General features: G+C 74.3%; 12 protein-coding genes and 1 riboswitch. Of the genes, 7 read left to right on the top strand and 5 right to left on the bottom strand.

What is annotated here, in order from left to right:
• Window positions 1–79 precede the first annotated feature (79 nt).
• Both AFE02nite_RS08415 and AFE02nite_RS08410 read left to right on the top strand, forming a co-directional pair.
• Window positions 80–553 (top strand): MarR family winged helix-turn-helix transcriptional regulator, encoded by a 474-nt coding sequence (locus AFE02nite_RS08415; RefSeq protein ID WP_146819430.1) that lies wholly within the window; start codon window positions 80–82, stop codon window positions 551–553.
• Window positions 550–1,878 (top strand): MFS transporter, encoded by a 1,329-nt coding sequence (locus tag AFE02nite_RS08410; protein WP_034245533.1) that lies wholly within the window; start codon window positions 550–552, stop codon window positions 1,876–1,878. Before AFE02nite_RS08415 ends, AFE02nite_RS08410 begins: the two co-directional genes overlap by 4 nt.
• Here AFE02nite_RS08410 and AFE02nite_RS08405 read toward each other — a convergent pair.
• Window positions 1,865–3,100, bottom strand: coding sequence for an MFS transporter (locus AFE02nite_RS08405; RefSeq protein ID WP_052113619.1), 1,236 nt, complete (start codon window positions 3,098–3,100; stop codon window positions 1,865–1,867). The two genes, AFE02nite_RS08410 and AFE02nite_RS08405, sit on opposite strands and share 14 nt — an antisense overlap.
• Window positions 3,097–4,227 carry a phosphoserine transaminase gene (serC, locus tag AFE02nite_RS08400; protein WP_034245530.1) on the bottom strand — a complete coding sequence of 377 codons (1,131 nt, stop codon included), beginning with the start codon at window positions 4,225–4,227 and terminating at the stop codon, window positions 3,097–3,099. Before serC ends, AFE02nite_RS08405 begins: the two co-directional genes overlap by 4 nt.
• Before the next feature lie 94 nt (window positions 4,228–4,321).
• Here serC and AFE02nite_RS08395 point away from each other — a divergent pair, with 94 nt between their 5' ends.
• The 4 genes from AFE02nite_RS08395 to AFE02nite_RS08380 all read left to right on the top strand — a co-directional run bounded on the left by AFE02nite_RS08395 (window position 4,322) and on the right by AFE02nite_RS08380 (window position 7,990).
• A complete protein-coding gene (locus AFE02nite_RS08395; protein WP_261765549.1) occupies window positions 4,322–5,035 on the top strand; it encodes a metal-dependent transcriptional regulator in 714 nt (237 codons plus the stop codon).
• A 200-nt stretch (window positions 5,036–5,235) separates the two neighbouring features.
• Window positions 5,236–5,408: riboswitch (cyclic di-AMP (ydaO/yuaA leader) on the top strand.
• Window positions 5,409–5,501: 93 nt separating this feature from the next.
• Window positions 5,502–6,161 (top strand): C40 family peptidase, encoded by a 660-nt coding sequence (locus AFE02nite_RS08390; RefSeq protein ID WP_146819429.1) that lies wholly within the window; start codon window positions 5,502–5,504, stop codon window positions 6,159–6,161.
• A 347-nt stretch (window positions 6,162–6,508) separates the two neighbouring features.
• Window positions 6,509–6,940, top strand: coding sequence for an HNH endonuclease (locus AFE02nite_RS17725; RefSeq protein WP_261765548.1), 432 nt, complete (start codon window positions 6,509–6,511; stop codon window positions 6,938–6,940).
• 81 nt (window positions 6,941–7,021) lie between these two features.
• Window positions 7,022–7,990, top strand: coding sequence for a universal stress protein (locus tag AFE02nite_RS08380; RefSeq protein WP_034245524.1), 969 nt, complete (start codon window positions 7,022–7,024; stop codon window positions 7,988–7,990).
• A gap of 30 nt (window positions 7,991–8,020) precedes the next feature.
• Here AFE02nite_RS08380 and AFE02nite_RS08375 read toward each other — a convergent pair whose 3' ends face one another.
• Window positions 8,021–8,491 (bottom strand): Lrp/AsnC family transcriptional regulator, encoded by a 471-nt coding sequence (locus AFE02nite_RS08375; protein ID WP_261765547.1) that lies wholly within the window; start codon window positions 8,489–8,491, stop codon window positions 8,021–8,023.
• A 116-nt stretch (window positions 8,492–8,607) separates the two neighbouring features.
• Here AFE02nite_RS08375 and AFE02nite_RS08370 point away from each other — a divergent pair, with 116 nt between their 5' ends.
• Window positions 8,608–10,218, top strand: a complete 1,611-nt coding sequence (locus AFE02nite_RS08370) for an L-lactate permease (RefSeq protein ID WP_034245518.1) — start codon at window positions 8,608–8,610, stop codon at window positions 10,216–10,218.
• 7 nt (window positions 10,219–10,225) lie between these two features.
• On the opposite strand, the gene rocD is transcribed toward AFE02nite_RS08370, so the two are convergent.
• Both rocD and ddaH read right to left on the bottom strand, forming a co-directional pair.
• On the bottom strand, window positions 10,226–11,494 hold the full coding sequence (gene rocD, locus AFE02nite_RS08365) for an ornithine--oxo-acid transaminase (RefSeq protein WP_146819427.1): 1,269 nt from the start codon (window positions 11,492–11,494) through the stop codon (window positions 10,226–10,228).
• A gap of 3 nt (window positions 11,495–11,497) precedes the next feature.
• Window positions 11,498–12,352 carry a dimethylargininase gene (gene ddaH / locus AFE02nite_RS08360; protein WP_407643092.1) on the bottom strand — a complete coding sequence of 285 codons (855 nt, stop codon included), beginning with the start codon at window positions 12,350–12,352 and terminating at the stop codon, window positions 11,498–11,500.
• Window positions 12,353–12,584 lie beyond the last annotated feature (232 nt).

Below are 12,584 nucleotides of genomic sequence, written 5' to 3'. Positions count from 1 at the left end.
GGCGGTGAGGAGGTCGGACGTGGCGGGAATCACCCGGAATCCATTTTAGTTACCCAGGGTAATGACCGATGATAAGAACATGCCCGCCCAGCCCGACCCCGCAGCGCCCGTCGCCCTCGCCGCCCCCGAGGTGCCCGACCTGACCGACCTCGCGGACGACGTGCGCGTGGCCGCCACGCGCGCCGTCCGGCGCATCCGCCAGGAGCGCTCGTCGGACGAGATCACCGACGGCCAGTACGCCGTGCTCGCGGCGCTCACCAACCGCGGCCCGATGTCGCCCACCGCGCTCGCCGAGGACCAGCACGTCCAGCCCCCGCACATGACCCGACTGGTGAACGCCCTCGTGGCGGCCGGGCTGGTCCAGCGTGCCGAGCACCCGACCGACGGGCGCCAGGTCGTCGTGTCCATCACGGACGCCGGTGCGGTCGAGGTGCACGAGACCCGTCGCCGCCGCAACGAGTGGCTCGGCGCCCGCCTGGCGAGCTACACCCCCGACGAGCGTGCGGTGCTCGCCGAGGCCGCCACGCTGCTGCGGAGGTTGGCCGCCCAGTGAGGAACACCTTCGCCTCCCTCGCCTTCCGCAACTACCGACTGTGGTTCGCGGGCGCGCTCGTCGCGAACATCGGCACCTGGATGCAGCGGGTCGCCCAGGACTGGCTCGTGCTCACGGTCCTGTCGGACGACTCCGGCATCGCCGTCGGCGTCACGACGGCGCTCCAGTTCGGCCCCGCGCTGTTCCTGTCCGCCTGGGCGGGCGTCCTCGCCGACCGGGTCGACCGGCGCAAGCTCCTCATCGGCACGCAGACGGCGATGGGCGTCCTCGCGGGCGGCCTGGGCCTGCTCGTGCTGGTCGGGCACGCGCAGCTGTGGCACGTGTACGTGTTCGCCGGCCTGCTCGGGTGCGTCTCGGCGATCGACGCGCCCGCTCGGCAGGTCTTCGTGGCGAACATGGTCCCGCCGGACAAGCTGTCCAACGCCGTCGGCCTCAACAGCGCCTCGTTCAACGCCGCCCGGATGGTCGGCCCCGGCCTCGCCGGCCTGCTCATCGCCTGGGTCGGCACCGGCTGGGTGTTCATGATCAACGCGGTGAGCTTCGCCGCGACGATCCTCGCGCTCGTCGCGATGCGCGCCCGCGACTTCCTGCCCGTCGAGCGCTCCCAGCGAGGCAAGGGCCAGTTCCGCGAGGGGCTGCGCTACGTGCGCGGCCGCACGGACATCATCGTGGTGATGGTGGTGGTCGGCGTCGTCAGCACGTTCGGCCTGAACTTCCAGCTGACCAGCGCCGTGATGGCCCGCACGGAGTTCGGCAAGGGCGCGGGGGAGTACGGCATCCTCGGCTCGATCCTCGCCATCGGCTCGCTCACGGGCGCGCTGATGGCGGCGCGCCGCGAGCGCCCGCGGGTGCGGCTCGTCATCGGGTCCGCGCTGGCCTTCGGCGTCTTCGCCGGCGTGATGGCGCTCATGCCGACCTACGAGCTCTACGCGCTCGCCACCATCCCGGTCGGGTTCGCCTCCCTGACGATGCTCACGGCGGCCAACGCGACGATCCAGATGTCGACGGCGCCGCACATGCGCGGCCGCGTGATGTCGCTGTACCTGATCGTCTTCCTCGGCGCGACGCCCATCGGGTCGCCGGTGGTGGGCTGGGTCGCCGAGACCTACGGCGCCCGCTGGTCGATCGGCGTCGGCGCGATCAGCGCCCTCGTGGTGGCCGCGGCCGCGGGCATCTGGGCGATCCGGAACTGGGACCTGGAGGTCCGCTACCGGCTCCTCAGCCGGCCGCACCTGGAGGTCCGCTGGCCCGACGACGTGGCGCGCGAGGAGGCCGCGGAGGCGATGCGCCAGCAGGACGCCGCGAACCGCGTCACGGCAGCCTGAGGGTGCGCTCGGCGGCCACGCGCCGCCGGACCGCGCGCAGGCCGAGCGTCACCGAGCAGCCGCCGAGCACGATCAGCCCGGCCACGACGACGAACGCGCGGTGCGTGCCGATCTGGTCGGCGATCGCCCCGAGGGCGAACGGCGCCACGCCCGTGGCGAGCCCGACGCCGAGCGACGCGATGCCCTGCGCCTTGTCCGGCCGCCCGCCCGCGGCCCGCAGCACGAGCGACACGGACATCGGGTACATCGCGCCGTAGCCCAGACCGGCGACCACCAGGCCCGCGACGGCGAGGGCGGGCGACGTCGCCGTCCAGAATCCCGCCCAGCCGAGCAGCGCGACGGCGTAGCTCAGCATGAGCAGCTTCTCGGGTGCCTTGTGGGCCGCCAGGGGGCCGAGCACGAAGCGCGCCGCCGTCATGCCGCCGATGAGCCCGGAGACGGCGGCCGTGGCCAGCGACGCGGACGCGCCCGTGCGCACGGCCAGGAGGTCCGCCGCCCAGAAGGTGGTCGAGAACTCGATCGCCGAGCCGCAGACCATCGACGCCCAGAAGAACCACAGCTCCGGGGGGAAGCGCACGTCGGCCGGCCGGTCGGCGTGCGCGACGGGGGCCGGGCGGGAGAGGGCGGGCTCGTCGCGCAGGGTCGCCACCGCGACCGCGACGCCCACCGCGAACAGGACGGTCGCCGCGACCGCCGGCCGCCAGCCCCAGCCGACGGCGACCGTCAGGCCCACCGCGAGCGGTGCGAGCAGCCCGACGCCGGACCCGATCCCGTTCGCCTCCGTCACCGCCGACGGCCCGCCCGCGCCGTGGTGCACGACGAGCGCCGGCTGCGCCGCGGTGATCGTCAGGTTGCCGCCGAGCGACAGCAGGAAGCAGGCGGGCAGGGTGGCGACGAGCGCGGTCCCGGTGACGAGCGCGACGACGCCGGCCAGGATCGCCACGGTGCCCGCGAGGAACTGCACCCGGCGCCCGAACCGGCGCGAGACCCACGGCGTCACGAACCCGCTCACCACGGAGCCGACCGCCATCGCCGTCCCGTGCAGGCCGGCCAGCGCGAACGAGATGCCCTGCTCGCCGGCGATGAGCGGCACCGTCGGCGTGAACGCGTAGAGGAACCAGCCCCAGGTGACGAAGGCGCCGTCGAGCGTGAGGGTCAGCCGGTCGCGCTGGAACGCGCGGGGGCGGCGGGTGCGGTCGGTCGTCGGACCGGCGGCCGTCATCGCAGGCGCTCGACCACGTGGTCGACGCACGCGGTCAGGGCCTGGACGTCGGCCGGGTCGACCGCGGGGAACATGGCCACCCGGATCTGGTTGCGGCCCAGGCGACGGTACGGCTCGACGTCGACGACGCCGTGCCGGCGCAGCACCTGGCACACGACCGCGTGGTCGATCGACGGGTCGAGGTCGATGGTGCCGACGACGGAGCTGCGCGCGTCGGGGTCCGCCACGAACGGGGTGGCCCAGTCGCGCGCCTCGGCCCAGCCGTACAGGTGCGCGGCGGACTCGGCCGTGCGGGCGGCGGTCCACGCGAGGCCGCCGTTCGCGAGCATCCACTCGACCTGCTCGACCATGAGCAGCAGGGTGGCCAGCGCCGGGGTGTTCAGCGTCTGGTCGAGGCGGGAGTTCGTCAGGGCGGTCGCGAAGGACAGGAACCGCGGCACCCAGCGACCGTCGGCCTCGAGCGCCTCGGCCCGCGCCACGGCGGCCGGCGAGGCCAGGGCGAGCCACAGGCCGCCGTCGGACGCGAACGACTTCTGCGGGGCGAAGTAATAGACGTCCGTCTCCCGCACGTCGACCGCGAGGCCGCCCGCGCCCGACGTCGCGTCCACGAGCACCAGCGCGTCGGCGTCGGCCCCCTCGGGCCGCCGCACGGGCGCGACGACGCCCGTCGAGGTCTCGTTGTGCGGCCAGCAGTAGGTGTCGATCCCCGGCGCCGCGGCCGGGAGCACGCGCGAGCCGACGTCGGCCGTGCGCACGTCGGGCTCGGCCAGGAACGGCGCGCGGCGCACCGCGGTGGCGAACGACGTGCCGAACTCGCCGTAGGTGCACAGCTGAGCGCGGTCGCGGACCAGGCTGAAGGTGGCGAGGTCCCAGAAGGCCGTCGAGCCGCCGTTGCCGAGGACCACCTCGTACCCCTCCGGCAGCGCGAAGAGCTCGGCCAGGCCCTCGCGCAGGCGGCGCACGACGGCGCGCACGGGCGCCTGGCGGTGCGACGTGCCGAGGAGCGTGCGACCGGCGGCGGCCAGCGCCTCGACCTGCTCGGGCCGGATCTTCGACGGCCCGGACCCGAAGCGACCGTCGCGGGGGAGCAGGTCGGCGGGGATCTCGATGGTCGTCGTGTCGATCATGCGCCAACTCTAGGCGCGGGGCCGCCCGGGCCCGCGGGACGTCCAGCGGGCCCGCGTCCCGGGGCGGCGGGCCGCGGCACCGTAACCTTGGGGCGTGAGCGGCGACCTGATCGACACCACCGAGATGTACCTGAAGACCGTCTACGAGCTGGTCGAGGAGGGCATCGTCCCGCTGCGGGCGCGCATCGCCGAGCGCCTGGGCCACTCCGGCCCGACGGTCTCGCAGACGGTGGCGCGCATGGAGCGCGACGGCCTGGTCGTCGTCAGCGGCGACCGCCACCTCGAGCTCACCGACGACGGCCTGGCCAAGGCCACGCGCGTCATGCGCAAGCACCGGCTGGCCGAGCGGCTGCTCACGGACGTCATCGGGCTCGAGTGGTCGCTCGTGCACGACGAGGCGTGCCGCTGGGAGCACGTGATGAGCGAGCGGGTCGAGCAGCGGCTGCTGGAGCTCCTGGACCACCCTCAGCGCTCGCCGTACGGCAACCCGATCCCGGGCCTGGACGAGCTCGGCGAGCACGAGCCCGCCAACGCCTTCCTCGACGGCGTGGTCTCCCTCAGCGCGTTCGCCCGCTCGCTCGACGGCGTGGGCGAGGCGACCGCCGTCGTGGCGCGGCTGGGCGAGCCCGTGCAGGTCGACGCGGACCTGCTCGGCGAGCTGCGCGCGGCGGGCGTGCTGCCCGACGCCGCGGTCGTGGTGCGCCCGTCGGCGGCGCACGTGACCGTCGCGGGCGTGGGTTCCGCCGAGGTCATCGATCTGCCCGAGGAGATCGCGCGGCACGTCTTCGTGGCGGACGCCGGGGCGTGACGGAGGCGGGGGCGAGCCCCCGTCGGCCTGGGACCAAAGGCCCTGGAGGTCCTGGCGCGCCCTCGGCTCCGGCCCCCGTGGGCGGGCGTGTCGTGACATGTGCGCCGCGTCACCGTGACCGGAGCGTGACATTCGCCGAACGCCTCCGGTACTGTGCGAAGCGCTTCGGGGAACCCTCCTCTTCGGAGCCCTCGGGTGGATGCCGAGTCCTGCCACCACCCGCAGGTCCGTTCGACACGCATGGCAGGAGCGGGGGAACCAATCCGGGCATCGGCCTCCGATGCCCTTGGGGTGAAGTCCCGGGAGCGCAAGCGACCAGGACCGGGTGATCTCCCACCCGAACCCGACAGCTCACCTCGCAGGCATCGGAGAGGTACGCGTGACGGACTCCAACCGAGCCAGGCACCGCGCAGCGTGTCGGCCGCTCACACCGCTGGACGACATCGCAGCCGCTGCCGCGACTGGGATGGCCAACGTCGGCCGGCGCTCCGCCGCCGTCGCCGTGACCAGCGGTCTGGCCATCACCACGATGGCGATCCCGACGTCGGCCGCGCCCGCTGAGGGCCCCGCCAACGCCCTTCCCCCCGTCGACGTCGCCGCGCTCACCGAGCAGGCGCGCGCCGCCCTCGCCACCTCGCCGGTGGTGCAGGTCCCCACCGAGGCCGTGGCCTGGGGCTTCGACGCCCCCGACATCACCGTCACCGCCAACCCGAAGCCCGAGCCCGTGGTGCAGCGGTCCACCGCCGCGTCGCGCGCCGCCGCTCGCCCGGTGAACAACGCCATCCCGCAGTCGGTGGCCGGTAACGCGGTCCTCGAGATCGCGGCCCGCTACGTCGGCGTCCCGTACGTCGCCGGCGGCGCCTCGCCCGACGGCTTCGACTGCTCCGGCTTCGTGTCCTACGTCTACGGCCAGCTCGGCATCTCCCTGCCGCGCAGCTCCGGCGCCTACTACGACGTCGGCACGCGGGTCACCGAGCCGCAGCCGGGCGACATCATCGTCTCGCCCGGTCACGTGGGCATCTACGCGGGCGACGGGCTCCAGATCGACGCCCCGCGCCCCGGCAAGACGATCCAGTTCCGCGGGATCTGGCAGTCCAACCCGATCTTCGTTCGGGTCACCGGCTGAGCTGACGACGCCGTCGCGACGAAGGCCCGCGGACCACGTGTCCGCGGGCCTTCGCGCATCTCCGGTCGCCACCGGGGCGCCTCCCGCGCGTGGTCCGCCGGATGCCGCCCCGCCGCCCGATATCCGTGGGCGCTCCCAGGAGCCTCGCGTACTCTGACCTTGCGTCACGGGACCCTGCAGCCAGCCGGGTCCGACAGGACGGGAGGCATGCCGTGCGATCCACGTACGTCCCGGCCCTCCAGGTGGACAGCCAGTCCACGGAGGACCACCATCCCGCGACCCCACGCCGGTCGCTCCTTCTCAACGCCAGTCGCGAGCCGTTGTGCATCGTGACCCTGCACCGGGCCGTGAGCCTGATCCTGAGCGGGAAGGCCGTGGTCCTCGAGTCCGACGGCCGCTACCTCCACTCGGCGGCCCTCGCCCTGCCCGTGCCGCAGGTGCTCTGCCTGACGCGGTACGTGCACGTCCCGTTCCGGGCGTCGGTGCCCCCGACGCGGCGGACCGTGCTGCAGCGGGACGGCTTCCGCTGCGGGTACTGCGCGGGGCAGGCGGACACGGTGGACCACATCCACCCCCGGTCGCGCGGCGGTCCGCACGAGTGGACGAACGTCGTCGCGGCGTGCGCCCGGTGCAACCACCACAAGGCGGACCGGCTGCTGTCCGAGCTCGGGTGGCAGCTCCTCGTGACGCCGACGGCGCCCCGCGGAGGGTCGGCGCTGCTGGCCGCGACCGTGCGCCCCCATCCGTCGTGGCACCAGTACCTGGAGTCGGTGGCCTGAGCGATCTCCCGGCGCGGGGACTGCTCCGGGAGACGCGCGAAGGGGCAGACTGGTGATCGTCCGCGAGCCGATGGAGGAGCGATGACGCACCACGACGTAGTCCTGGTCGGAGTCGACGGATCCCCCCCGAGCCTGGCCGCTCTCGACTGGGCGGGCGCGTACGCCAAGGTCCACGGCATGGGCCTGCACCTCGTGTGCGCGTACTCCATCCCGTCGTTCACGGCGGCGGCGCTCGACGGCGGGTACGCCGCGCTCGACGACTCGGCGATCGCGGAGGGCGCGCGCGCCGTGCTGGACGAGGCGCTCGAGCGGGTCGGCCCGCTCGGCCTGCGTGCCACCTCGGTCGTGGCGACGGGCGACGCGGCAGCCGTCCTGGTCGAGCTCTCCCGCGAGGCAGCGTTGGTGGTCGTGGGGACCCGCGGCCGGGGCGGGTTCGCGGAGCGCCTGCTCGGCACCGTGTCGTCGGCGCTGCCGGCCCACGCGCACTGCCCGACGGTCGTCGTGCCCTATCGCCGGCACGACCGCACGGGCGCGGACGCCGCGGCGGCCGACGTCGACGACGACGCCTCGGCCGGGGCGCTGCCGGTGCGCCGGATCGTCGTCGGGGTCGACGGCTCGGAGGCGGCGGAGGTCGCGCTGGGCCGGGCCATCGTGGAGGCCGAGGCGTGGCAGGCGGAGCTCACCGCCCTCGCGGCGGTCCCCATCGGGACGACCACGAGCTACCTCGCGTGGCAGCCGAGCGCCGCCGACCACGAGGCCGTGCTGCACGACGTCGGCGCCGGCCTGGACGTGGTGGTGGACCGCGCGCTCGTGGAGCACCCGGACCTGCAGGTGCGCCGGCACGTCCTGGACGGGACGGCTGCACAGCTCCTCACGGAGTTCTCCACCGCCGTCGACCTGGTCGTCGTGGGGTCCCGCGGCCGGGGCGGCTTCGCGGGGCTGCTGCTGGGCTCGACGAGCCAGGCGGTGCTGCACCACGCGTCCTGCCCGGTGATGGTCGTCACGACCAAGGTGCGCGACGAGGAGTGGGGCGGCGGCGCGGCGGACTGAGCCCGGGTCGAGCGGCGGTCGCTCAGGCGCTCACGGCTGCACGGGCACGTCCGGCCGGCGCACGAGCGGTGTCAGCACGACGCTCGACCGCGTCCGCACGACGAACGGCTCGGCGTTGAGCCGCTCGACGATCTCCTCGAGGTGCGTCATGTCGCGCGCCCGCACGTGCACGACGGCGTCGGCGTCCCCGGTGACCGTGCTGGCCGCGACGATCTCCGGGTACTGCTCGAAGGCCTCCTTCATCACGGCCGGCCGCGTGGAGCCCGCGGCGTAGACCTCGACGTGCGCCTCGGTGCCCCACCCGGTCGCACCGGGGTCCAGGCGCACCGTGAAGCCGTCGACGACGCCGCGCCGCTTGAGGCGGTCCACGCGCCGCTTCACGGCGGGCGCCGAGAGGTTCACGACGGCGCCGATGCGCGCGAAGCTCGCCCGCGCGTCGCGCCCGAGCTCGCGCAGGATGGCGGCGTCGATGGGGTCCAGGTCCGGTGCACCGGGAAGCACGGACCCAAGCATGCCCGACGCCGGAGGTGGACGACCGGTGCGCGGAAGGTCCCAGTCGCGCCATCCTCGGGGTCGGCAGAATCGCAGGCGCCCGTCGGCCGATCATGGAGGCTCGCGTGTTCGTGCAGGACGTCGACCCCGTCGCGGACTCGCTGCTCGTCTCGGCCCTGTGCGCGGCCGTCCCGCTGCTGCTCCTCTTCGTGCTCCTCGGCGTCGTGCGGATGAAGGCGCACCGCGCGGCCCTGGTGAGCCTGGCCGCCGCGCTGGTGCTCGCCGTCGTCGGGTGGGGGATGCCTGCCGGGCAGGCGCTGAGCGCGGCCGCCGAGGGCGGGTTCTACGGGCTGTTCCCGATCCTGTGGATCCTGGTCAACGCGCTGTGGCTGTACCGGGTGACCGTGGACACGCCGTGGTTCGACGTGCTCGGCCGGTCGATCCGCTCGGTGTCCGACGACCTGCGGATCCTGGCGATCCTGGTCGCGTTCTGCTTCGGCTCGCTGCTGGAGGCGCTCGCCGGGTACGGGGCGCCGGTGGCGATCTCGGCGGCGATGCTCATGGCGGCCGGCATGAAGCCGATGACGTCCGCGCTCGTCTCGCTGCTCGCGAACACGGCGCCGGTCGCGTTCGGCGCGATGGCGGCACCGATCATCGCGCTCGCGGGCGTGACGGGCCTGCCGCTGGACGACCTGTCGGCGATGGCGGGCCGCCAGACCCCGTTCATCGCGCTCCTCGTCCCGCTGCTGCTGGTGCTGATGGTCGACGGGCGTCGCGGGGTGCGGCAGACCTGGCCGGTCGCCCTGGTCGCGGGGCTCGTGTTCGGCCTGGCCAAGTTCGTCACGGCGAACTACCTGGCGGTCGAGCTGACCGACGTCGTCGCGGCCGTCGCGACGGTGGTCGCGGTGCTCGCGATGCTGCGGGTGTGGCGGCCGGCGGAGGTCGTGGGCGTCGCGCGCGAGGGGGAGGCGGCGCCGGCCGCCGTCGAGCGGCCCGCCGCGCGCCAGATGTGGTTCGCCGTCGCGCCCTACCTCGTCATCATGGCGATCTTCTCGGTCGCGCAGGTGCCCGCGGTGAAGGCCTGGCTGTCCGACGTCGGCCGGGTCACCTTCGGCTGGCCCGGGCTCGACGTCGTCACGCCGGAGGGCGAGCCGGTGGGCGCGCAGACCTTCACGCTCGACCACCTCAAGGCGACCGGCACGCTGCTCCTGCTGGCGGGGATCGCGACGATGGCCATGTACCGGGTCGGCCCGCGGCGTGGCCTGCGGATCTACCGCGAGACGCTCGGCCAGCTGCGGCTGACGATCGTCACGGTGACCGCGGTGCTCGCGCTGTCGTTCGTGATGAACCTGTCCGGCCAGACGACGACGCTCGGCGCCGCGCTCGCCTCGACCGGCGCGGCCTTCGCGGCGCTGTCGCCGCTCATCGGCTGGATCGGCGTCGCGCTCACGGGGTCGGACACGTCCTCGAACGCGCTGTTCGGGCAGCTCCAGGTGACCGCCGCGCAGGAGACGGGCCTGTCGCCGGTGCTCATGGCGTCGGCGAACTCGTCGGCGGGCGTGCTGGGCAAGATGCTGTCGCTGCAGAACCTCGCGGTGGCCGCGGCCGCCGTCGGGCAGCCGGGCAGCGAGCCGACGCTGTTCCGCACGCTGCTGCCATGGAGCATCGGGCTGCTGGTGCTCGTCACCGGCCTGGTCCTGCTGCAGACCGGCCCGCTCGCCTGGATGGTGCCGTAGCGGCAGGTCAGTGCAGGGCGTCCGTCAGCTGGTCCAGCGCCCAGTCGAGGTCGTCCGCGGCGATGACGATCGGCGGCGAGAGCCGCACGGTGTGCCCGTGCGTGTCCTTGACCAGGACGCGCCGCGCGAGCAGCCGCTCGGCCAGGTCGCGGCCCGTCCCGAGCGCCGGCGGGACGTCGACGCCCGCCCAGAGGCCGACGCCGCGCGTCGCCTCCGCGAGCCCGGCCTGGACCAGCGCGGCGAGGCGCTCGTGCAGGTGCGCGCCGAGCACCGCGGCCCGGGCCTGCATCTCGCCCGTGGCGAGGAGCTCCAGCACGGCGATCCCGACGGCCGTCGCGAGCGGGTTCCCGCCGAACGTCGAGCCGTGCGTCCCGGGCGTGAGCACCCCGAGCACGTCCCCGCGCCCGACGACGGCGCTCACCGGCACGATCCCGCCGCCGAGGGCCTTGCCGAGGGTCACGAGGTCCGGGCGCACGCCGACGACCTCGCACGCGAGCGTCGTGCCCGTGCGCCCGAGGCCCGACTGGATCTCGTCGGCGACCAGCAGGATGCCGGCGGCGTCGCAGGTCGCGCGCACGGTCGGCAGGTAGTCCGCGGGCGGCACGACGACGCCCGCCTCGCCCTGGATCGGCTCGAGCAGCACGGCGACGGTGGTGTCGTCGATCGCCGCCGCGACGGCGGCCGCGTCGCCGTACGGGACCACGCGGAACCCGGGCGTGTAGGGGCCGAAGCCGCGCCGCGCGTCGTCGTCGGTGGAGAAGGAGATCACCGTGGTGGTGCGGCCGTGGAAGTTGCCCGCCGCGACGACGATCGTGGCCGCGCCCTCGGGCACGCCGCGCACGTCGTAGCCCCACTTGCGGACGGTCTTGACGGCCGTCTCGACGGCCTCCGCGCCGGTGTTCATGGGCAGGACGAGCGTCGGCTCGCCGCCCGCGGACGGCGCGAGCAGCGGGCCGACCAGGCCGGCGAGGCGGTCGGCGAACTCGCCGAGCTGGTCGTGCAGGAACGCGCGCGAGGTGAGGGTCAGCCGGTCGAGCTGGGCGTGCGCGGCGGCGATGAGCGCCGGGTGCCGGTGGCCGAAGTTCAGCGCGGAGTAGCCCGCGAGGAAGTCCAGGTACCGGGTGCCCGCGACGTCACGGACCCACGCGCCCTCGCCGCTCGCGATGCGGACCGGCAGCGGGTGGTAGTTGCCCGCCAGGTGCGCGCCGGGCTCCGGCTCGCCGCCCGGGAGGGTGACCGGGGCGTCGTCGTCGGTGAGCAGGTCGCGCGGGTCCATGGGTCAGTCCTCGGGCGCCGGACGGATCTCGAGCGTGCAGCACTTCGCGCCGCCGCCGCCCTTGAGCAGCTCGGACGTGTCGATGCCGACCGGGGAGAAGCCGTGCTCGCGCAGCTGGGCGGGGAAGTCGACGGCCGCAGGGGAGTGCACCACGTGGTAGCCGTCGGAGACCGAGTTGAGGCCGAGCACGAGGGCGTCGCGCTCGGTGGCGATGATCGCGTCGGGGAAGCGCTCGCGCAGCACGGCCTGCGACGCGGGCGAGAACGCCCCGGGGAAGTACGCGATGAGCGGCTGGTCGGGCGTGCCGTTCAGCGCCGTGAGCGCGGTGTCGAGGTGGTACCAGCGCGGGTCGACGAGCTCGAGCGTGACGACCTCGTGGCCGGTCAGCTCGGCGAGCTCGCGGTGCGCGGCCGGGTCGGTGCGGAAGCCCGAGCCGCCGAGGATGACGTCGCCCGCCATGAGGATGTCGCCCTCGCCCTCGTTGGTCTCGGCGGCGGTGTGCGTGACGTACCCGCGGTCGGCGAACCACTTCTGGTAGGCCGGGCCCTCGGCGGCGCGCTCCGGGTAGCGGAACTTCGCGGAGTAGACCAGGCCGTCGACGACCATCGCGCCGTTGGCGGCGTAGACCATGTCCGGCAGCCCGGGGATCGGGTCGATGAGCTCCACCCGGTGCCCCCACTCCAGGTACGCCGCGTACAGCTGCTCCCACTGGGCCACGGCCCGTGCGTTGTCCGTGTGCTTCGTGACGTCCATCCACGGGTTGATCTCGTAGGTGACGTCGAAGTAGGTCGGGCGGCACATGAGGTAGTGGCGCGGGGTGGGGGTGCGCGGGGTGTGCGGCGTGGGCGTGCTGGTCACAAGTCGCCTCCGGTGGTGGGCCGGGGTCTGGCCCAGGGGTGTGGTCGGACCTGGCCGCGGCGCCGTCGGGCCGCCGTGCGGTCGGTCTGTTCGAGGTTATGCGCCGCCGGGTGGCCGACGCCGCGACCATCGGTGCGTGTCGATGCGCGTTCCGTTGCGCGCAGGGCCCTCTGGACGGCGATTCGTTGCGCGTCCGTCCGCGCATCCTCGATCTGCGGAGGATACGTCCCGG

It is taken from the genome of Actinotalea fermentans (assembly GCF_007991475.1).
Taxonomy (GTDB): Bacteria; Actinomycetota; Actinomycetes; order Actinomycetales; family Cellulomonadaceae; genus Actinotalea; species Actinotalea fermentans.
The sequence above is the reverse complement of the archived record's forward strand: the minus strand, read 5'-3'. Positions and strand labels throughout refer to the sequence as shown.

Coding starts and splice junctions, on each gene's coding strand:
- AFE02nite_RS08415 (WP_146819430.1), top strand. CDS start 80: ATGCCCGCCCAGCCCGACCCCGCAGCGCCCGTCGCCCTCGCCGCCCCC.
- AFE02nite_RS08405 (WP_052113619.1), bottom strand. CDS start 3,100: ATGACGGCCGCCGGTCCGACGACCGACCGCACCCGCCGCCCCCGCGCG.
- serC (WP_034245530.1), bottom strand. CDS start 4,227: ATGATCGACACGACGACCATCGAGATCCCCGCCGACCTGCTCCCCCGC.
- AFE02nite_RS08390 (WP_146819429.1), top strand. CDS start 5,502: ATGGCCAACGTCGGCCGGCGCTCCGCCGCCGTCGCCGTGACCAGCGGT.
- AFE02nite_RS08380 (WP_034245524.1), top strand. CDS start 7,022: ATGACGCACCACGACGTAGTCCTGGTCGGAGTCGACGGATCCCCCCCG.
- rocD (WP_146819427.1), bottom strand. CDS start 11,494: ATGGACCCGCGCGACCTGCTCACCGACGACGACGCCCCGGTCACCCTC.